General features: G+C 63.5%; 20 protein-coding genes. 1 reads left to right on the top strand and 19 read right to left on the bottom strand.

The features are described 5' to 3' along the window. Positions 1-41: 41 nt before the first annotated feature. The gene (locus BZG29_RS25610; RefSeq protein WP_077408576.1) at positions 42-1,265 is read left to right on the top strand and encodes a Xaa-Pro peptidase family protein; all 1,224 of its coding nucleotides are present in this window, start codon (positions 42-44) and stop codon (positions 1,263-1,265) included. Here the strand turns inward: BZG29_RS25610 and BZG29_RS25615 are convergent. The 19 genes from BZG29_RS25615 to paaB form a co-directional block, all read right to left on the bottom strand. After that, complete coding sequence (locus BZG29_RS25615; protein WP_077408577.1) at positions 1,262-2,842, bottom strand: methyl-accepting chemotaxis protein; 1,581 nt, start codon at positions 2,840-2,842, stop codon at positions 1,262-1,264. The two genes, BZG29_RS25610 and BZG29_RS25615, sit on opposite strands and share 4 nt — an antisense overlap. Positions 2,843-2,903: 61 nt before the next feature. Then, positions 2,904-3,311, bottom strand: coding sequence for a hypothetical protein (locus tag BZG29_RS25620; RefSeq protein ID WP_077408578.1), 408 nt, complete (start codon positions 3,309-3,311; stop codon positions 2,904-2,906). A gap of 10 nt (positions 3,312-3,321) precedes the next feature. Beyond that, a complete protein-coding gene (locus tag BZG29_RS25625; protein ID WP_077408579.1) occupies positions 3,322-4,584 on the bottom strand; it encodes a hypothetical protein in 1,263 nt (420 codons plus the stop codon). Positions 4,585-4,988: 404 nt separating this feature from the next. Further along, on the bottom strand, positions 4,989-7,040 hold the full coding sequence (gene paaZ, locus BZG29_RS25630; RefSeq protein ID WP_077408580.1) for a phenylacetic acid degradation bifunctional protein PaaZ: 2,052 nt from the start codon (positions 7,038-7,040) through the stop codon (positions 4,989-4,991). A gap of 61 nt (positions 7,041-7,101) precedes the next feature. Next, positions 7,102-7,716, bottom strand: a complete 615-nt coding sequence (paaY, locus tag BZG29_RS25635) for a phenylacetic acid degradation protein PaaY (RefSeq protein WP_077408581.1) — start codon at positions 7,714-7,716, stop codon at positions 7,102-7,104. A 136-nt stretch (positions 7,717-7,852) separates the two neighbouring features. Continuing rightward, entirely contained in the window at positions 7,853-8,584 is a 732-nt protein-coding gene (locus tag BZG29_RS25640; protein WP_077408582.1) for an ABC transporter ATP-binding protein, read from the bottom strand. Continuing rightward, positions 8,584-9,339, bottom strand: a complete 756-nt coding sequence (locus tag BZG29_RS25645; RefSeq protein ID WP_077408583.1) for an ABC transporter ATP-binding protein — start codon at positions 9,337-9,339, stop codon at positions 8,584-8,586. The genes BZG29_RS25640 and BZG29_RS25645 overlap by 1 nt, the downstream gene beginning before the upstream one ends. A gap of 1 nt (position 9,340) precedes the next feature. Further along, positions 9,341-10,324: a branched-chain amino acid ABC transporter permease gene (locus tag BZG29_RS25650; protein ID WP_077408584.1), complete on the bottom strand. Its 984-nt coding sequence runs from the start codon at positions 10,322-10,324 to the stop codon at positions 9,341-9,343. Continuing rightward, on the bottom strand, positions 10,321-11,199 hold the full coding sequence (locus tag BZG29_RS25655; protein ID WP_046684305.1) for a branched-chain amino acid ABC transporter permease: 879 nt from the start codon (positions 11,197-11,199) through the stop codon (positions 10,321-10,323). The genes BZG29_RS25650 and BZG29_RS25655 overlap by 4 nt, the downstream gene beginning before the upstream one ends. Positions 11,200-11,280: 81 nt before the next feature. Beyond that, positions 11,281-12,432, bottom strand: a complete 1,152-nt coding sequence (locus tag BZG29_RS25660; RefSeq protein WP_077408585.1) for an ABC transporter substrate-binding protein — start codon at positions 12,430-12,432, stop codon at positions 11,281-11,283. An 81-nt stretch (positions 12,433-12,513) separates the two neighbouring features. Further along, complete coding sequence (pcaF, locus tag BZG29_RS25665; RefSeq protein WP_077408586.1) at positions 12,514-13,719, bottom strand: 3-oxoadipyl-CoA thiolase; 1,206 nt, start codon at positions 13,717-13,719, stop codon at positions 12,514-12,516. A gap of 22 nt (positions 13,720-13,741) precedes the next feature. Next, positions 13,742-15,070 carry a phenylacetate--CoA ligase PaaK gene (gene paaK / locus BZG29_RS25670; RefSeq protein WP_077408587.1) on the bottom strand — a complete coding sequence of 443 codons (1,329 nt, stop codon included), beginning with the start codon at positions 15,068-15,070 and terminating at the stop codon, positions 13,742-13,744. 68 nt (positions 15,071-15,138) lie between these two features. Continuing rightward, positions 15,139-15,585, bottom strand: a complete 447-nt coding sequence (gene paaI / locus BZG29_RS25675) for a hydroxyphenylacetyl-CoA thioesterase PaaI (protein ID WP_077408588.1) — start codon at positions 15,583-15,585, stop codon at positions 15,139-15,141. Further along, entirely contained in the window at positions 15,575-17,143 is a 1,569-nt protein-coding gene (gene paaH, locus BZG29_RS25680; RefSeq protein WP_077408589.1) for a 3-hydroxyacyl-CoA dehydrogenase PaaH, read from the bottom strand. The genes paaI and paaH overlap by 11 nt, the downstream gene beginning before the upstream one ends. A gap of 1 nt (position 17,144) precedes the next feature. After that, positions 17,145-17,936, bottom strand: a complete 792-nt coding sequence (paaG, locus tag BZG29_RS25685) for a 2-(1,2-epoxy-1,2-dihydrophenyl)acetyl-CoA isomerase PaaG (protein ID WP_077408590.1) — start codon at positions 17,934-17,936, stop codon at positions 17,145-17,147. 84 nt (positions 17,937-18,020) lie between these two features. Continuing rightward, a complete protein-coding gene (gene paaE, locus BZG29_RS25690) occupies positions 18,021-19,100 on the bottom strand; it encodes a 1,2-phenylacetyl-CoA epoxidase subunit PaaE (RefSeq protein ID WP_077408591.1) in 1,080 nt (359 codons plus the stop codon). A 40-nt stretch (positions 19,101-19,140) separates the two neighbouring features. After that, complete coding sequence (gene paaD, locus BZG29_RS25695; RefSeq protein WP_077408592.1) at positions 19,141-19,674, bottom strand: 1,2-phenylacetyl-CoA epoxidase subunit PaaD; 534 nt, start codon at positions 19,672-19,674, stop codon at positions 19,141-19,143. Beyond that, on the bottom strand, positions 19,674-20,441 hold the full coding sequence (gene paaC, locus BZG29_RS25700) for a 1,2-phenylacetyl-CoA epoxidase subunit PaaC (RefSeq protein WP_077408593.1): 768 nt from the start codon (positions 20,439-20,441) through the stop codon (positions 19,674-19,676). The genes paaD and paaC overlap by 1 nt, the downstream gene beginning before the upstream one ends. A gap of 14 nt (positions 20,442-20,455) precedes the next feature. Beyond that, the gene (paaB, locus tag BZG29_RS25705; protein ID WP_034746356.1) at positions 20,456-20,740 is read right to left on the bottom strand and encodes a 1,2-phenylacetyl-CoA epoxidase subunit PaaB; all 285 of its coding nucleotides are present in this window, start codon (positions 20,738-20,740) and stop codon (positions 20,456-20,458) included. Positions 20,741-20,744 lie beyond the last annotated feature (4 nt).

Genomic DNA, 20,744 nt, shown 5'->3' on the forward strand with positions numbered 1-20,744 from the left:
ATGCCCGCATTCCATATTCAGCATCGAACAAAGGAGCAAGCATGAGCATAGGTGGCACTTCCATCGAACAGGCATTGGCATCGCTGTCGGACATGACATCCGGCATGGTCGCCATCGGTAAGGACGAACACGCACAACGCATCACCAAGGCGCAGGCCTTCATGCGAAAGCAGGGCATCGCCGCGATCTACGTGAACGCGGGCGCCAACCTCACCTATTTCACGGGCACCAAATGGTATGCCAGCGAACGCATGGTGGGCGCTATCCTGCCGGCCAGCGGCGAGATCGAATACATTGCTCCCGCCTTCGAGGAAAGTACCCTGACGGGCTTCATGCTCATCGAAGGCAAAGTCAATTGCTGGGAAGAGCATGAAAGCCCGTACCAGCTGTTCGTCGACGTGCTGGCGCGCATGGGTATCGCCCAGGATGCGCATCAACCGCCGCGCGTGGGCATCTGCGAAAGCGCCGCCTTCTTCATCTACGACGGCATCAAACCGCTGGCCCCCGGCTACGCGCTGGAAAACGCACGCACCGTGACGGCGTACTGCCGCAGCCGCAAGTCAGCGGCGGAAATCGCCCTGATGCAGCGCGTGATGGACATGACCCTGGCCGTGCACGTAGCCACGGCCAGCATGCTGTATGAAGGCATCACGACGGTGGAAGTGGAAGAATTCATCCAGCGCGCGCACCGCAAGGTGGGCGCGCCCCGCTCGTATTTCTGCATCGTGCTGTTCGGCGAAGCGACGGCCTATCCGCATGGCGTCAATTACGTGCAGACCCTGAAGGCGGGCGACACGGTGCTAATCGACACGGGCTGCCAGGTGATGAACTACATTTCCGACATCACGCGCACCTATGTATTTGGCACCGTCAGCGAACGCCAGCGCAGCGTGTGGAACAGCGAAAAGGCCGCGCAGGCAGCCGCATTCGCCGCCGCACAGTTGGGCGTGCCCTGCGGCGACGTGGACCGCGCCGCGCGCGTCTCGCTGGAAGCGGACGGCTACGGCCCCGGCTACAAGCTGCCGGGCCTGCCGCACCGCACGGGTCACGGCATCGGCCTCGATATCCACGAGTGGCCCTACCTGGTGGGCAATGACACGACGCCGCTGGACATCGGCATGTGCTTCTCGAACGAGCCGATGATCTGCATCCCCGGCGAATTCGGCATCCGCCACGAAGACCATTTTTACATGACAGAAAACGGCCCGCGCTGGTTCACTGAACCAGCGCACAGCATCGACGAACCGTTCGGCCTGAAGGTTTAAGCCGCCTTCGTCAACGCCAGCCGCCGTCCCGCTGGCAAGGTGGTGATCGCCGGCGCGCTTCCCTGCGCCAGCTTGAACACGGCCAGCGCCGTGCCCAGCTGCACGGCCTGTTCCTGCAGCGATTCGGCCGCTGCCGACGCTTCTTCCACCAGCGCGGAATTTTGCTGCGTCATCTGGTCCATGCTGCCGATGGCCACGCCGATGTCGCCGATGCCGGCGCTCTGCGCCTGGCTGGCGGCGCTGATCTCGGCCATGATGTCGGCCACCTTTTTCACGGAATCGACGATCTGGCCCATGGTCAGCCCCGCCTCGTCGACCAGCTTCGAGCCGACATTCACCTTGGCCACCGAATCGCCGATCAATTGCTTGATCTCGCGCGCCGCTGCCGCGCTGCGCTGCGCCAGGTTGCGCACTTCGGACGCCACCACGGCAAAGCCGCGTCCCTGCTCGCCCGCGCGCGCCGCTTCCACGGCCGCATTCAAGGCCAGGATATTCGTCTGGAAGGCGATGCCGTCAATGACGCCGATGATGTCGACGATGCGCCTGGACGAATCGTTGATCTCGCCCATGGTGGTGACCACCTGGCTGACCACTTGCCCGCCCTTCACGGCAACCGAGGAGGCCGACACCACCAGTGCATGCGCCTGGCCCGCGTTGGCGGCGTTGTCGCGCACGGTGGAAGTCAGGCTATCCATGCTGCGCGCCGTCTGATCCAGGCTGCCCGCCTGCGATTCCGTGCGCGCGGCCAGGTCCGCATTGCCCTGCGCGATTTCAGCGCTGGCCACCTGGATGGTTTCAGCCGATGCCTTGATGTCGGAGACCATGCCACCGAGCTTGGCGCGCATGTCCTTCAGCGCCGCCAGCAGGCTGGCCTGGTCGCCCGCTTCGGTCTCGATGTGCATCGAGAGGTCGCCATCGGCCACGGCGCGCGCGATCTGGCGCGCATATTCCGGTTCGCCGCCCAGCTGCTGCCAGATGGCGCGCACGACGAAATGCGACACGGCCACCAGGCAAACGATCACGGCCAGCGCCACGGCGATGCTGGTATTGAGCGCATTGCGCACGTTGGCCGCACTGCGCTCGATGCCCTGCTTGAACTGCGCTTGCGCCTGCTCGTTGGTCTTTGCCAGGTCCGTGTTGAGCACCGCCAGCGCGCCCTGCATGCGCGCCACGGTCGCTTGCGGGTCGCCCTCTTCCATTTCCAGCATGATGCGCGCCGCGCTCAGCGCCGGCGCATAGTAGGCATCGAATTCCTTTGCCAGCCGCGCACCCTGTTCGCGCTGGCCGGGGATCGCCGCAAAGACGTCCAGCTTGGCGCGCAGCTTGACGGCCTGGCCGCCGACTTGCCCGATGCGCTCCTTGTCGCCTTCGCTGACGGCATCGCGCAGGGCGTCGCCGACGGCTGCCACGTCCAGGGTCAGCGACTTGGCCATGTCGAGCACGGGATAGTCGGCACTTTCGGTAGCGTGGATGGAATTGAGCGTGGCCGTGGACAGATAGGCACTGACGGCCAGTCCCAGCCCGAAAATCACGGCCGAGACGACAGGCAGCGCCCATATCTTGCGTTTGATGCTCATTGCTGTCTCCTGATGTTGATGAGTTATCGGGCCGCCGCATGACGCGCGGCCCGAACCGGCTTTATGGCGCCGTCAGCACCACTTTGACGGTGCCGTCGACGGCACTCTTTTCGATATAGCCGATGGCTTTCGGATCGGCCGCCACGGCCTTCTTCACGTCGGCGCTATTGGCCGCTTCCTTCGGCAAGGTCGCCTTCCCCGTGAAAACCAGCTTGGACCACAGGGCTTTCGCTTGCGATGGTTCCTTGTCCGTCACCTTCTTGTAGAACTCGGCGCGCACGGGGGCGCTTTCCGGCTGGTCGATCGGCGTCATGGCCGTCGATTTGCCGAGGAAAAATTGCGCCACCTGTTCGTTCGTCATGGCGCCGGCGGCGCTTTTGGGATTGACCACCACGACCACTTCGGCCATGGCGGGCACGCTAATCGACAGCGCCAGCAAGGCAGCCACATTCACAATAAATGGTTTCATGCGGCGCTCCTTAGAAAACGAAATCGATGGCGGCGGCAGCCACCGTGACAGGGCCATGGAAACCTGGCTTGGCTTGCACGAACAGGCCCGGGCCATTCTTCGGCTTGATGCGGTCGATCTGCACTTTCAGCGCGGCCGAACGGTGGAAGTCCCAGCGCACGCCGATGCTGTCCGTCGATTGCTCCAGCTGGTTGCGCATATAAGCGAGGGTGTCGACGCCGGCCGACAGGGCGCGCAGGGTCGGCGTGCAGGCGGCCGGATAGCCGGCAGGGCAGGATGCGGGCACGGTGTTGTTCACGCGGCCATCGGCCTTCAGGCTGGCGTGGCTGTAGTATGGCAGGAAGGCGCCGATGCGGTAGCCTCCCATCACGTACCACGAGGTGCTGTCGCTGACATAGCTGTCCGTCTTGCGCTTCGCATATTCGGACTGCAGCAGCACATTGTTCCAGTCCAGGCCGAGGCCCACGGACGTAAACGATGCCTTCTTGTCCTTGACTTCCAGCGCATCGGCCAGGGCGCCCAGCTGGGCGATCTTGTAGCCGTTGCCGGCCGTGCGCAAGCCGCCCATCAGGGTGTTCAGGCTCGGTGAATCGTTGATCGTCAGCTTGGTCTCGGCCCGGCCGAAACGCACGGTGACGGGACCATGTTCGGCCACCACGTTGAGGGCGACGATGGACTTGCCTTCCACCTGCACGGTCGAAGCGGGACCCGTGGCCAGGGTGGCCTTGGTGCGGCCCAGCGCCAGCTGCGTGGTGATGCTGGTGTCGCCCGCGCTGAACTGGTAGGTGCCATCGACGCCGTCGATGCTGTTCAGGGGAACCTGCGAATACATTTCGCCGGGCGGGCGCAGCATGGTGTTGGCATAGCCCACGTTACGGTAATCGGAAATCATGAAGACGGGCAGACCCATGCGGCCAACGCGCACACTGAAGCTGTCCGACACCTTGGCCTTGGCGAAGGCCCACGCCAGTTCGGCGCCAAAATCGTCCTCGCCATCCTTGCGCGCCAGCCCTTGCACGGTGGCCGACAGCCAGGGATTGACGGTGACATTGGCCTGCAAGCCCAGGTTGGAATCGACGCCTGTGCGGGCGGTGCGGCCTGCGCCGGCAGCCTGGTTCGGGCGCGCAAACTGCGCGTTGTCGGTATCGGCCATGGTCAGGGCAGCAGTGCCGTAACCGCTGATCTTGACCGCGGGACCAGGGGCCTCTTCGGCATAGGCATGGCTGATGGCCAGGGGCATGGCCAGCAGGAAAATCAGGACGTGTTTATTCATAGTAATTAAATACCCGTAGCGGTGAACGTTAATCGTGGAATGGGACTCGAGGTCGATGGCTCACCGGCCGTAAAAGGCCGGGTCCGTTTTTTTCGCGCCGTCATCGCCTTGGGCGTCCATGGCGGCGTGACCAGTGAGTAAAACCATGCTACAGAGAAAAGGTTTTACGTTGGAAAGTTTTCTTAAGGCAATAAGCGAATTCGCCCATTTCCATGAAAAAAGCACGCGTTCTAGAGGGGTTTATCTAAATAGCACGCCGTGCAAAACCACACTTAGGCTATATTTTTCATACACTTATGGATAATTCAAGACGAAAAGAATCCGGATAAAAAAAGCGCCGCCCGCGCGAAGACCGCGGGCGGCGCCGTTCAAACCAGTCCTGCCAGAGACGCTTACTCTCGGACTTACTCGCGCTTCGACACCAGGGTCAGAATATCGTAGCTGGCCACGAGTTCCTCGTTCTGGTTCGTCACCTGCACGTCCCACGCGACCACGCCCTGTCCCACGCCAAACACGTCCTTGCGGTTGCGGTCGACCTTGCGCTTGCACGTCAGGCGCGCGCGGATGGTGTCGCCGATGGCGACGGGGGCGACGAAACGCAGGTTGTCCAGGCCATAATTGGCCAGCACGGGGCCGACGCCGGGCGAGACGAACAGGCCGGCAGCGGCCGACAGCACGAAGTAGCCGTGGGCGATGCGCTTGCCGAACTGCGATTCCTTGGCCGCGATTTCGTCAAAGTGCATGTAGAAGAAGTCGCCCGAGATGCCGCCGAAGGCGACGATGTCCGCTTCGCTGACCGTGCGGCGGTGCGTGAGCAGCGAATCGCCCGTCTTCAGGTCCTCGAAGTGCTTGCGGAACGGGTGGATCGGACTTTCGTTGACATCCGCACCGCGCACGTATTCGCCCGTGATCGCCGCCAGCATGGTCGGCGAGCCTTGCACAGCCGCCCGTTGCAGGTAATGGCGCACGGCGCGCACGCCGCCCAGTTCTTCGCCGCCGCCCGCGCGGCCAGGGCCGCCGTGCTTCAGTTGCGGCAGCGGTGAGCCATGGCCCGTCGAATCGACGGAGGCCACGCGCTCGAGCACGTGCACGCGGCCATGCGTGGCCGCCACTTGCGGCACCACGCGCGCGGCGATCTTCGGATCGCGCGTCACCAGGGTACTCACCAGGCTGCCCTTGCCGCGCGCGGCCAGGGCCAGCGCTTCGTCGATATCGTTGTAGCCCATCATGGTGCTGACGGGGCCGAATGCTTCCACGTCATGCACGGCGTCGTTGCCGAAGGCGTCGCGGCACAGCAGCAAAGTCGGCGAGAAGAAGCTGCCGTCAAGGGCGCCATCGCCCAAAGGACTAAAACCGTCGGCCGCGCCGAACACCACTTCATTACCCTGCGACAGGGTGGCGACCCGTTCGGCCACGTCGTTCTGCTGTTCCTTCGACGCCAGCGCGCCCATGCGCACGCCTTCGATGGACGGGTCACCCACCACCACCTTGGCCAGGCGTTCGCGCAAGCGCGTGCCGACGGCGTCCATCAAGTGTTGCGGCACGATGATGCGACGGATGGCCGTGCACTTCTGGCCAGACTTGCCCGTCATTTCGCGCACGACTTCCTTCACGAACAGGTCGAATTCCACGTCGTCGGGCGTGACATCCGGCGCCAGGATGGCGCAGTTGAGCGAATCGGCTTCGCCGTTGAAGGGCACGGACTGGGCGATCAGGTTCGGATTGGTGCGCAGCTTGGCGGCCGTGGCCGCCGATCCCGTAAACGTGACGAAATCCTGGCCATTCAAGCGATCCAGCAAGTCGCCCGTGGAACCAATCACCAATTGCAGGCTGCCGGCCGGCAGCAAGCCCGATTCGTGCATCATGCGCACGACGGCCTGCGTCAGGTAACTCGTCGCCGTGGCCGGCTTGGCGATGCAGGGCATGGCCGCCAGGAAGCTGGGCGCGAATTTTTCCAGCAAGCCCCAGATGGGGAAATTGAAGGCGTTGATATGCACGGCCAGGCCGCCGCGCGGCACCAGGATATGCGTGCCGGCGAAACCGCCTTTTTTACCGAGCGCGATGGCCGGGCCTTCGTGCAGCACGTTCGACGACGGCAGCTCGTTGCTGCCCATGCTGGCGTAGGCGAACAGGGTGCCCGTGCCGCCTTCGATGTCGACCCAGCTGTCGGCGCGCGTGGCGCCCGACAGGTGCGAGATCGCGTACAGCTCTTCCTTGCGCTCGACCAGGTACAGGGCCAATGCCTTCAGGCGCGCGGCGCGCTGCTGGAAGTCCAGCGCCATCAGGCCAGGCACACCCGTCTTGCGCGCATACGTGACGGCTTCGTCGAAGTCGATCTTTTCCGCATGCGTGTGATAGATGACGCGGTTGTTCAAGGCGCTGTGCAGTGGCACGGCGGCGCTTTCGCCCAGCCAGCGGCCGGCGATCAGGCTTTGCAGGGTGGATATATTAGCCATTCGATTCTCCGTTAGGGGTCAGACCCGTCGGGTCTGACCCCTGCATTTAAAGGGTTAAAGGTTATTGCGCCGCAGCGTTCTTGTGCAAATGCAGCGGCAAGGCCGATTCGAAATTCAGGCGCTGGCGGTTTGCCTCGACTTCCGTCAGGGCTTCCACCTCGCGCATCGTCTGCATCGAGCGCACGGCCAGTTCGTGGTACTGGCCCGTGCCCGAGCTTTTCCATTTGATTTCATCGTCGGTCAGCGCGCGGATAATCTTGGCGGGCGTGCCTACCACCATGCTGCGCGGCGCGACGATCATGCCCGCCTTCACAAAACTCATGGCCGCGACGATGGATTCCTCGCCGATGATGGCGTTATCCATCACCACGGCGTTCATGCCGACGAGCGCATTGCGGCCGATGCGGCAGCCGTGCAGCACGGCGCCGTGGCCGATATGGCCGTCGACTTCGACCACCGTGTCGCAGCCGGGGAAGCCGTGCATGACGCAGGTATCCTGCAGATTCGCGCCCTCTTCCAGGATCAATCGGCCGAAGTCGCCGCGGATCGAGGCCAGCGGACCGATATAGCAGCGCGGGCCGACGATCACATCGCCGATCAGCACGGCCGACGGGTGCACATAGGCGCTGGGGTGGACGACGGGGGTAACGCCGTTGATTTCGTAGACTTTGACCATACACACTCCTATTCATCTGCGCGCCATGCACGCTATTACTAGACGCAGCGGAAAACTGGGGTCAGACCCGGCGGGTCTGACCCCGGCCCTCCGCTGCTGTCTTCACATACCCAGACCCCAGTATTTGCCCTTCGGGTTACATACCCAAGTACGCGCTTTGTACCTGCTCGTTATGCAGCAATTCGGGACCGGGACCGGACAGGGTGATGGCGCCAGTCTCGATCACATAGCCCACGTCGGCGATCGACAGGGCGGCGTGCGCGTTCTGTTCGACGAGGAAGATGGTGATGCCCTGGTCACGCAGTTCGGCCACGATGCGGAAGATTTCCGCGATCAGCAAGGGCGCCAGGCCCATGCTCGGTTCGTCGAGCAGCAGCAGTTGCGGGCGGCCCATCAGAGCGCGCGCCATGGCCAGCATCTGCTGCTGCCCACCCGATAAAGTTCCGGCCAGCAGCAAGCGCTTTTCCTTCAGGATCGGGAACAGGCCGTACATGCGCTCCATGTCGCCGGCCACGTCCTGCGGAGGGCGCGTGAAGGCGCCCAGGCGCAGATTGTCTTCCACCGTCATGGGGCCGAACACTTGCCGCCCCTCCGGCACCTGGCAAATGCCGCTGCGCACGCGCCTGTCGGCGCTCATGCGGCTCACGTCCTGGCCGGCGAAGGCGATGCTGCCGGCGCTGATCGGCTGCACGCCGGAGATGGCCCGCAACAGGGTCGTCTTGCCGGCGCCATTCGCGCCCACCAGCGCCACGAGCTGGCCCTGGCGTACCTGCAGGTCGATGCCGTGCAAGGCCTGGATGCGGCCGTAATGGCTGGTCAGGCCGGCGATATCGAGCACCAGCGGAGTTTGAGGTTTTTCCATCTTCATCATGCCGCCACTCCCAGATACGCGGCCACCACGTCGGGGTTCGCGCGCACTTCGGCGGCGGTTCCCTCGGCCAGCTTCTTGCCATAGTCGAGCACCAGGATATGGTCCGACAAATTCATCACCAGTTTCATGTCATGCTCGACCAGCACCACCGTCACGCCCGATTGCGCCACCTTGCGGATCAGGGCTTCGATCTCGCCCGTTTCCGTGTGGTTCAGGCCCGCCGCCGGCTCATCGAGCAGCAGCACCTTCGGCTTGGCCGCCAGCGCGCGCGCGATTTCCAGGCGTTTTAATGCGCCATACGACATCTGTCCCGCCTCGTCATCGATATGCCGGCCCACGCCGACAAACTCCATCAGGCCCGCCGCCTCGTCGCGGCAAGCCGCATCGGCGCGGCGCACGGACGGCAAACGCAGCATGGAGCCGAACAGGTTCTGGTTCAGGCGCAAATGCGCCCCCACCATCACGTTGTCGATTGCCGTCATGTTCATGCACACTTGCAGATTCTGGAAGGTGCGGCTCATGCCGCGCCGCGCCAACGCATCGGGCGGCATGGCGGCCACGTTCTCGCCATTGAGCAAAATCTCGCCCTTGGTCGGCGTGTAGACGCCCGTGATCAGGTTGAACAGCGTCGTCTTGCCGGCGCCATTCGGCCCGATCACGGAATGGATATTGCCTTCCTTGACGGTAAAGCTCACGTCCTGCACCGCGTGCACGCCGCCAAAGCTCTTGCTCAGATTGTTAATCGTCAGCATGTCACACCTCCTGCGCGGATTTGACGGGCGCCTTGGGTGTGGCGGCCCGCTTGCGCGAACGGCTGGCCAGGCTCGGTACCAGGCCTTTCGGCATGAAGATCATGGTGGCCATCAGGATCACGCCGAAGACCACCGTTTCCCAGCCTTCAAAACTGGACAGCAATTGCGGCAGGATCGTCAGCAGGGCCGCGCCGATGATGGAACCGAAGATCGACGCCATGCCGCCCACCACGACCATCGTCACCAGCTCGATCGAGTGGAAAAAGCCGGCCAGGTTGGGCGTGATGAAGCCGATGTAGTGAGCGCTGATGCTGCCCGCGATGCTGGCGATGATGGCCGACAGCACGAACACGCGCACCTTGAAGCGGGTGGTATCGACGCCGACCACGCGGGCCGCCACTTCCGAACCGTGAATCGCCTGCAGCGCGCGGCCGACGGGCGAATCGATCAGGTTCAGGGCCAGCCACGTCACCAGCAACAGCAGCACGGCGCACACCAGGTACCACGATTTTTCACCGGCGATTTCCAGGCCGCCCAAGGTGAAGGCGGACACGCCGATGCCGTCCGGGCCGCCCGTCCACTGCGTCTCGTTGTTGATGACGATGGAAATGATGATGCCCAGGCCCAGGGTGGCCATGGCCAGGGTGTGGCCCTTGAGTTTCAGCACGGGACGCGCCAGCAGCAGCGCCAGCAGACCCGTGGCGATGGCGCCCGCCGCCAGCGCGGCCAACGGCGGCCAGTTGTAGTGCGTGGTCAGCACGGCCGACGCATACGCGCCCAGGCCATAGAAACCCGCGTGGCCCAGGCTGATCTGGCCCGTGTAGCCCATCAGGAGGTTCAGGCCGATGACGACGATGGCGTTCAGGGCGATGCGGATCGCCACGTCATAATAGAACGCGTTGCTCAGGAACAGCGGCAGGATGGCCAGCACGAGGGCCAGCACCAGCAAGCCGCCGTGGCGCGAGCGTGTGAAAAAGTTGGTCATACACGCTCCGAATTTTTAGCGCCAAACAAGCCTTGCGGCAGGAAGAACAGGATCAACAGAATCAGCACGAACGGTACCGCGTCCTTGTAGGCCGAGGAGATATAGCCGGCCGTCATGGCTTCGGCGATACCGAGGATCAGGCCACCGGCAATCGCGCCCGCGCCGCCACCGAGGCCGCCGAGGACGGCGGCGACAAAGCCTTTCAGGCCCAGCATGATGCCCGCGTCGTAGGACGTGTAGGTGATCGGGGCGACGAGGATGCCGCCCGCCGCGCCCAGCAGGGCCGACAGGCCGAACGAGAACAGCAGCACCTTGCGCGTGTTGATGCCCACCAGTTGCGCGGCCAGCTTGTTGTGCGAGGTGGCCAGCATGGCCTTGCCCATCAGGGTGCGGCCAAAGAACCAGCCCAGCACCAGCACGATGACGACCGTCACGCCGAGTACCCACAGGCTTTGCGGCAGCAGGCTGGCGCCCAGGAATTCGATCGGCGCATCTCCGGAAAAGGCTGGCAGCGAGTGCGTATCCTTGCCCAGCCAGATTTGCACCAGGCCGCGCAACACCAGCGAGGCGCCGATGGTGATGATCAAGAGGGTGATGACCTGCGCATTTTGCGCCGGTTCGATCACGGTTTTTTCCATCAGCAGGCCCACCAGGCCCGTGGCGATGACGGCCAGGATGATGGCCAGCGGCAGCGGCACGCCAGCGGCCGACATCACGGCGGCCAGCATCCCGCCCAGCATGATGAATTCGCCCTGGGCGAAATTGATCACGCCGCTGGTGTTGTAGATGATGGTAAAGCCCAGCGCCGCCAGCGCGTAGGCGGAACCGACCGTCATCCCGGAATACAGAAATTGTAGAAATTGAGCGACTTCCATGGTGTCTCCATTATGTTCGGCTACGCGCGAACCGCCTTCGAGGGCGGCCCACGCGGGTACTTCTGGCTTACCTTCTCGAACTTATTTAGACAATTGCCATTCGCCGTTCTTCACTTCGACCATGCGGAAAGCCGACAGGTCCAGGCCCATGTGGTCCTTGACCGACATGTTGAAGACACCGGTGGTGCCCACAAAGCCCTTGGTCTGCTCCAGCGCCGTGCGCACTTTTTCGCGGTCCGTGCCGCCGGCGCGCTTGATGGCGTCCACCGACAGATTCAGGGCGTCGAGCGCATAGCCGCCAAAGGTCGACGGGTCGATCTTGTAGCGGTCCTTGTACGTCTTGTCGTAACCGACGACGACGGCCTTTTGCGCGTCACTATCGGGCAGCATGGCGCCGATTAACAGCGCCGGCGTCGGCAGGCGCACGCCTTCGGCGGCCTTGCCCGACAATTTCAGGTATTCGTCCGACGCCACGCCGTGCGACTGGTACAGCGGCAGCGCGGCCATGCCCAGCTGGCCATAGTTCTTGGTCACGACGGCCGGGCCCTGGCCCAGGCCGAAGACGAAGACGGCTTGCACGCCGACGGTGTTCTTGATGCGCGTGAGCTGCGCCGTGATGTCCGTGTCTTTCGGACCGTAGGTTTCATCGGCCACCAGGGTGATGCCATATTTGGACGCGACGATTTGCGATTCCTTGCGGCCCGAGGCGCCGAAACCGCTCGTTTCCGACAGCAGGCCCACCTTGCTGATGCCGCGCTTCTTCATGTCCTCGAACACCTTCTCGGCCGCCATGCGGTCCGTGTGCGGCGTCTTGAACACCCATTTTTTCACGGGATCGATGATGACCACGGCGCCCGCCAGCGAAATGAACGGCATGCTGGCGCGATCCACCAGCGGCGCCATCGCCATCGTCGCGCCGGTGGTGGTGCCGCCGATCAGCACGTCGACCTTGTCCGACTCGATCAGGCGCTTGGTAAAACCGTTGGCCTTGGCCGCGTCGCTACCGTCATCGTAGTGCACCAGCTCCAGCTTGCGTCCCAGCACGCCGCCGGCCGCATTGATCTTCTCGATGTACAGCTGCAGGGTTTTCAGTTCCGGATCGCCCAGGAAGGCGGCCGGCCCCGTGACGGACAGCACGGAGCCGATCTTGATGTTATCGGCCGCATACGCGCCCGCGGCGGACATGGCCAGCACGCCGGCGATCAGGGTTTTCTTGAAGATATTGGCAATCATTGTGGTCTCCACCAGGTTGGCACTACGGTCAATGTATGGTTGGCGCTTTTTTACAAGCCTGCGCCTTTTGTTTTTACTTTTTTATACGCGTTCAATTACTACGGCAATCCCCTGCCCCACGCCGATGCACATGGTGCACAGCGCATAGCGCCCGCCCGTGCGTTCCAGCTGATTCAGGGCCGCCATCACCAGGCGCGCGCCCGATGCGCCCAGCGGGTGGCCGATGGCGATCGCGCCGCCATTCGGATTCACGTGAGCCGCATCATCCGCCAGGCCCAGGTCGCGCGTGACGGCCAGCGCCTGCGCGGCAAACGCTTCATTGAGCTCGATCACATCCATCTGCTCGATGGTCAGACCCGTTTGCGCCAGCACCTTGCGCGACGCCGGCGAAGGTCCGAAACCCATGATGCGCGGCGCCAGGCCTGCCGTGGCCATGCCCAGCACTTTTGCGCGGGCCTTCAATTTGTACTTGTCGACGGCGGCGGCAGACGCCAGCAGGATGGCGCAGGCGCCGTCGTTCAAGCCAGAGGCATTGCCGGCCGTGACGCTGCCGTCCGCTTTCACGACGCCCTTGAGTTTCGCCAGCATTTCCAGCGAGGTGTCGGGGCGCGGATGTTCGTCGCTGGTGACCATCTTCGGATCACCCTTCTTTTGCGGCACGGCGACAGGCACGATTTCGCGCTCGAACACGCCGGCCGCGTGGGCAGCGGCCCAGCGCTGCTGGCTGCGCAGAGCCAGACCATCCTGGTCGGCGCGGCTGATGCCAAATTCCACGGCCACGTTTTCCGCCGTTTCCGGCATGGTGTCGATGCCGTACTGCGCTTTCATCTTGCCGTTCACAAAACGCCAGCCCAGGGTCGTGTCTTCGATCTTCGCCGCGCGCGAGAAGGCGCTGTCGGCCTTGCCCATCACGAAAGGCGCGCGCGTCATGCTTTCCACGCCGCCGGCGATGATCAGTTCCGCCTCGCCCGCCTTGATGGAGCGGGCGGCCATGCCGACGGCGTCCAGGCTGGAGCCGCACAGGCGATTGATAGTATTGGCGGGCACTGCCGCCGGCAAGCCAGCCAGCAGCGCGGCCATGCGGCCCACGTTGCGGTTGTCTTCGCCGGCCTGGTTGGCGCAGCCGTAGAACACGTCGTCAATGGCGGACCAGTCAACGGACGGGTTGCGGGCGATCAGCGCGGCGATCGGCAGCGCGCCCAGGTCGTCGGCGCGCACGCTGGACAGCGCACCGCCATAGCGGCCAAAGGGCGTGCGTACGGCGTCACAGATAAAAGCGTCATTCATGTTTGGTTCCTTGTTCGTGCTATCAGGAGAATATCTTCGGGCGCTGGTCGACCACGCGGCGGGCCTTGCCCGTCAGGGTACGTTCGATGCCGGCAGCGGCCACCAGGCGTACACGCGTGCTCACACCCACGTGCGTCTTGATGCGGTGTTCCAGCTCGCGCGCCAGGGCGTCCGTTTCGCTGGCCGAGATGGTGGCAGTGAGGTCGATACGCAGCTCGGCCACCACTTCCAGCTTGTCGAGGTGGCCGTCGCGCGTGACCACCAGCTGGTATTGCGGCGCCAGCTTCGGCATTTTCAGGATCAGCTCTTCGATCTGCGTGGGGAAGACGTTCACGCCGCGGATGATCAGCATGTCGTCCGAGCGGCCCGTGATCTTGCCGATGCGGCGCATCGAACGCGACGTGGGCGGCAGCAAGCGGGTCAGGTCGCGCGTGCGGTAGCGGATAATGGGGAGCGCTTCCTTCGACAGCGAGGTAAACACCAGCTCGCCCTCTGCGCCGTCCGGCAGCACTTCGCCCGTTTCCGGATCGATGATCTCCGGGTAAAAATGGTCTTCCCAGATGACGGGACCGTCCTTGCTCTCGATGCATTCGGACGCCACGCCAGGGCCCATCACTTCGGACAGGCCGTAGATGTCGACGGCGTCGATGCCGGCGCGCGCCTCGATTTCCGAGCGCATGGCGTCCGTCCACGGCTCGGCGCCGAAAATGCCCACCTTCAGCGACGACTCGGCCGGGTCCAGACCCTGGCGCGTGAATTCCTCGATGATGTTGAGCATGTACGATGGCGTGACCATGATGATCGATGGCTTGAAATCCTGGATCAGCTGCACCTGTTTTTCCGTCTGCCCGCCGGACATGGGAATGACCGTGCAACCGAGGCGCTCGGCGCCGTAGTGCGCGCCCAGGCCGCCCGTGAACAGGCCGTAGCCGTAGGAGATATGCACCATGTCGCCTGCACGGCCGCCGCCGGCACGGATCGAGCGCGCCACCACGTTGGCCCAGGTATCGATATCGTTCTGCGTGTAGCCGACCACCGTGGCCTTGCCCGTGGTACCGCTGGACGCGTGGATGCGCACCACTTGCTCGCGCGGCACGGCGAACAGGCCAAACGGGTAATTGTCGCGCAAGACCTTTTTATCGGTGAACGGGAATTTGGCCAGATCGGACAGCGATTTCAGGTCGTCCGGATGCACGCCCGCTTCGTCAAAAGCGGCGCGGTAATGGGGCACGTTGTCATACGCGTGCTTGAGCGTCCATTTCATGCGTTCAAGCTGCAGCGCCTGCAGTTCATCCTTGCTGGCGCGCTCGATCGGCTCGAGGTCATTCGGGGAAGGTGTACGTTGGACCATCTCTGTCTCCTGATTCGGTTCTATAACTATGTAATTCGTTCCGGCAGTTCAAGCCTGCTCTTGTAACTTCAATTGCTGATGACTTCACCCGCCACGCGAATCGACTTGCCACGGAAGAGCGCGATGGCGCGTCCGTCCTGGTTGCTGACCTTGACGTCGTAGACGCCGCTCTTGCCGGCCAGCGCCTGTTCGACGGCGTGCGCCGTCAGCACGTCGCCTTCGCGGCCCGGCGCCAGGTAATCGATGGTGCAGCCGGCGCCCACGGTGTTCATGTTGTAGCTGTTGCAGGCAAACGCGAAGGCGCTGTCAGCCAGGGCGAAGATAAAGCCGCCGTGGCAGGTCTGGTGGCCATTGAGCATGTCGGCGCGTACCGTCATCGTCATGCGCGCATGGCCGGGGCCCACGTCGGCCAGGGCGATGCCCATGGCGGCGGTGGCGTTATCGCGCGACAGCATGGAGGCGGCGGCCGCTTCGGCCAGGGCTTGCGCGGTCAGGTTGTGATCTTCATTCGGCATGAAACGTGGCTCCATTGGCGAGTTTGCGACGCAGCAGCGGCGAGACCCGGTAGCGGTCTTCACCATAGCCTTGCGCCAGGTGATGCAGCACAGCGACGATGTGCTGGACGCCGACGGCATCGGCCCAGGCCAGCGGTCCGCGCGGATAGTTGACGCCCTTCTGCATGGCGATATCGACGGCGGCCACCGTGCATACGCCCTGGTTGACGGCATCGGCCGCCTCGTTGGCCAGCATGGCGACCGTGCGCATGACGGCCATGCCAGGCACGTCGTCCAGGCGCGTGACGATGAAACCGGCCGCCTGGAACAGGCCGGCGACGGCCGCATAGGCGGCGTCGCTGCACTGATCCGCACGGGCCACGGCGATGCGCTTGGTACCGGCGTAATCGAGCGCCAGGTCGAACAGCACCGTGTCAGGATGCTGGTTGTCGTGCGCGCGCTGGGTGGCGCTGCGGCCATCGGTGAGATAAATCGCGGCGCCGTTGCAATGCAGGGCCGGCGCTTCGTCGTGTGTCTGGCCTTCCTGCGTCACGCGGCGGCTGACGGTGATGCCGGCCTGCTCCAGGCGCTGCACCAGACTGCGAATGATGCCGCTGTGGCCACGGCCATCGCCGCCGATGGCGGCCGACAGGGCAACGAATTCCGGCTTCGGTTGCGCGCCTTCCGCCTGCGCCACGGGGGCAGGTGCGCCTTCGCCGTACTGGTAAAAACCGCGGCCCGATTTGCGGCCCAGGAAACCGGCGTTGACCATTTCCTGTTGCAGCACGGACGGCGTGAAACGCGGGTCGTTGAAATAGGCGCCGAACACGGACTGCGTGACGGAAAAATTGACGTCATGGCCGATCAGATCCATCAGCTCGAATGGCCCCATGCGGAAACCGCCCGATTCGCGCAGAACGGCATCGATGGTGGCGGCGTCGCCTGCCTGTTCATTGAGCAAACGCCAGCCTTCCGCATAAAACGGACGGGCGACTCGGTTGACGATGAAGCCGGGCGTCGATTTCGCATGCACGGGGTTCTTGCCCCAGGCGATAGACGTGTCGTAGACGGTGGTGGCCACTTGTTCGCTGGTGGCCAGCCCGCTGATCACTTCGACCAGCGCCATCAGGGGCACAGGGTTAAAGAAGTGCATGCCGACCAGGCGTTCCGGACGGCGCAGCTTGGCGGCAATCGCCGTGACGGAGATCGACGAGGTATTCGTCGCCAGGATGCAGGCGTCGCTGACCAAGGCTTCCAGTTCGGCGAACAGGCCCCGCTTGACGTCGAGGTTTTCCACGATGGCTTCCACCACCAGCGCGGCATCTGCCACGTCGGCCAGGCTGCCGGCCGCCTGCAGGCGCGCCGTGGCGGCAGTGGCTTCGTCGGCCGTCATGCGGCCCTTTTCAGCCAGCTTCGCATACATTTTTGCGATGTCGGCCAGCGCCTTGCTGACGGCGTCAAAGCGCGTGTCGTACAGTTTCACGCGGTAGCCGGCGGCCGCGGCCACCTGCGCGATGCCGGCGCCCATGGCGCCGCTGCCGATGACGGCGACGATACTGCTATTGTCCAAAGCTGCCATATCAATGTCCCTTGAATTGCGGTGTGCGCTTTTCCATGAAGGCGGCCACGCCTTCGCGGTAATCGTCGCTGTTACCGAGATCGCTCATCATGCGCGCTTCCAGCGCAAGCTGCTGCGGCAGGGTATTCGCGCCGCTAGCGGCCAGCGCCTGTTTGGTATAGGCCAGGCCCTTGGTGGGGGCTGTGGAAAAGTGCACGGCCAGCTTGCGCGTTTCCTGCGCCAGTTCGGCATCGTCCACGCATTTCCAGATCAGGCCCCAGTCTTCCGCTTTTTCCGCCGTCAGTTTTTCGCCGAGCATGGCCAGCCCCATGGCGCGCGCGGAACCGATCAGGCGTGGCAGGAAGAAGGTGCCGCCCGTGTCCGGGATCAGGCCCAGCTTGCAGAATACTTCGACGAAACTGGCCGACTTGCCGGCGATGACGATGTCGCAGGCCAGCGCCAGGTTGGCGCCCGCGCCGGCGGCCACGCCGTTGACGGCGCAGATCACGGGCATCGGCAGCGCTTTCAGGGCCAGCACCAGCGGCGCATAGTTCTTTTCCACCGACTCGCCCAGGTCCACGCCCTTCGAGCCAGGTTCCACGGCGCGGTCGGACAGATCCTGGCCCGCGCAAAAGCCGCGGCCGGCGCCCGTCAGCACGAAGACGCGCACGGTACTGTCGGTATTGACTTTCGCGATGGCGTCGCGCACTTCCTCGTGCATGGCTTGCGTAAAACTATTGAGCTTGTCGGGACGGTTCAGGGTGAGCGTCGCGATACCCTGCTCGATGGTGAAGAGGATGTTTTGATAGGTCATGGCGTCTCGCTATTTTAGTTATCAACCCACAGCGGAAATCTGGGGTCAGACCCGTCGGGTCTGACCCCGGCAGTGGCAGTTGGGTTATTCGGCTTGGTCAAAGTCCACCACGACTTTGTCAGTAACCGGAAAACTCTGGCAGCTGAGGACAAAGCCGCGCGCCACTTCGTAGTCTTCCAGCGCGTAGTTGACATCCATTTCGACTTTGCCGTCGAGGATCTTGCAGCGGCAGGTCGAACATACGCCGCCTTTGCACGAGTAGCGCATGTCGATGCCTTGGCGCAGGCCCGCGTCGAGGATGGATTCCTTGTCCTTGTCCATCGTGAAGGTGGTGTGGTTGCCATCCATGATGACGGTCACTTCCGTTTCCTGCACCACGCCCGCGGCCAGCTGAGCGCGCGGCTTGTGGGCGTTTTTCGGGATGCTGGCGGCGAACAGCTCGATCTTGATGTTCTGCTTGGGCATGCCGGCCGCCTGCAGGGCAGCGGACACGCCGAGCATCATGTCTTCCGGGCCGCAAATAAACGCGTTGTCGTAGTCTTCGACCTTGATCCAGTGCTGCAGGAACTGCTCGCATTTTTCCTGCGTGATGCGGCCGTTGAACAGTTCGATGTCCTGCTGTTCGCGGCTCATCACGTAGACCAGGTTCAAACGCTCCAGGTACACATCCTTCAAGTCCGTCAATTCTTCCTTGAAGATGACGGACGACGAGGCGCGGTTACCGTAGAAAAGGGTGAAGCGACTCAAGGGTTCCGTCAGCAGGGTCGTCTTGATGATGGAAAGGATGGGCGTGATGCCGCTGCCGGCCGCGAATGCCAGGTAGTGCTTGCGGTTGACGCAGTCGAGCGGCACGTTGAAGTGGCCCATCGGCGGCATCACCTCGATGGTGGCGCCGGCTTTCAGGGTATCGTTCGCCCAGGTGGAAAAGGCGCCGCCCGGCGTGCGCTTGATGGCCACGCGCAGGGTGCCGTCCTGCACCGCCGAGCAGATGGAATACGAGCGGCGCACGTCTTCCGCATTAATATGGGCGCGCAAGGTCAGGTGCTGGCCCTGCTGGAAACGGAACTGCTGCTGCAGCTCGGCTGGCACGTCGAACGTGACGGCGATGGTGTCGCGCGTTTCGTTGCGCACGTTGGCCACGCACAGCGGATAAAATTTACTCATGCTTCATCTCCAGTTTCTTCGGAACGTGTGCCTGATTTTTTTAGTGGCACTTGAAGTAGTCAAACGGTTCGCGGCAAGCCAGGCATTTGTACAGGGCCTTGCACGGCGTGGAGCCGAACTGGCTGGTCAGCTGCGTATGCGTCGAACCGCAGTTCGGGCAGATCACGTCCAGCTTGGGCATGGCCTGGCGCTTGACTCCACCTTTCAAGCCGCTGATGTCGATCACCTGCTGCTGCGGCGGCGCGATGCCATAGCCTTTCAGCTTGGCCTTGCCCGTCTCGCTCATCCAGTCCGTCGTCCACGCGGGCGCCAGCTGGTTCACCAGCGTCACCCTGGCCACGCCATGGCTGCGCAAGGCATCCGTGACGGCGTCGGCGATCACCTGCATGGCAGGGCAACCCGAATAGGTGGGCGTGATCGTCACGATGCACGCATCGCCATCCGTGACTTCGACGGCGCGCACGATGCCCAGGTCCACCACTGAAATGACGGGGATTTCCGGGTCCGGCACGTCGCCCAGCCAGGCCCAGACCTGGGCGGCGTCCAGCGCTGCGGCACCAGCGGCGGCGTTCATTACCACTCCGCCCCAGGATAGGCGCGCTGCAGGAACTGCATCTCGGCCAGAATAAAACCCAGGTGTTCCGTGTGCGTGCCCTGCTTGCCGCCCTTTTGCATCCAGGCGTCGGGCGCCGGCATGACCAGCGTCGCTTCGGCGAAGATCTCGGCCACGTGTTCCAGGAAGGCCTGGCGCAACACGTCCGATGGCGGTGCGATGCCGGCGGCGACCATGGCCTGGTCGACGGCGTCGTACTTGAACATCTCGCCCGTGTACATCCACAGCTTGTCGGCGGCGGCCTGCGTTTTCGCGTGGCTTTCTTCCGTGCCGTCGCCGAGGCGCACGACGAGATCGCCGCTGCGGCGCAGGTGATACGTCACTTCCTTGATCGACTTTTGCGCCACTTCGACGATGCGCGCATCCGTCGATTTCGTCAGTTCCAGCAGCTGGAAGTAATGCCAGCTGTCGAAGAAGAACTGGCGCATCATCGTGTCGGCGTAATTGCCGTTCGGCTGCTCAACCAGCAGGCAATTCTTGAAATCGTGGGCATCGCGCAGGAAGGCGATGTCGTCCTCGTCGCGGCCCGCGTTTTCCAGTTCGGCCGCGTAGCTGAACCACAAGCGCGTCTGGCCCAGCAAGTCCAGCGCCACGTTGGTCAGCGCCATGTCTTCTTCCAGCGCCGGCCCCTTGCCGCACAGCTGCGACAACTGCTGGCTGAGGATCAGGGCGTTGTCGCCCAGGCGCAGCAAGTAATCGAACTTTTGTTGAGTGACCTTGTCATCCATTGCAGGCGCTCCCATCACAGATTCTTGACTTCTTCCGGCATCGGGAAGAAGGTGGGATGGCGGTACACCTTGCTGTTCGACGGCTCGAACAGGGCGCCCTTGTCGCCAGGGCTGCTGGCGACGATATCGGCCGCGCGCACCACCCAGATGCTCACACCTTCATTGCGGCGCGTGTAGACGTCGCGTGCATGGTTGACCGCCATGGTGGCGTCGGAAGCGTGCAGGCTGCCCACATGCTTGTGCGCCAGGCCGTGCTGGCTGCGGATGAAAACTTCCCACAAAGGCCATTCTTTGCTCATGTTG

The organism is Janthinobacterium sp. LM6 (assembly GCF_002002885.1).
In the GTDB taxonomy this organism is placed as follows: domain Bacteria; phylum Pseudomonadota; class Gammaproteobacteria; order Burkholderiales; family Burkholderiaceae_D; genus Janthinobacterium; species Janthinobacterium kumbetense.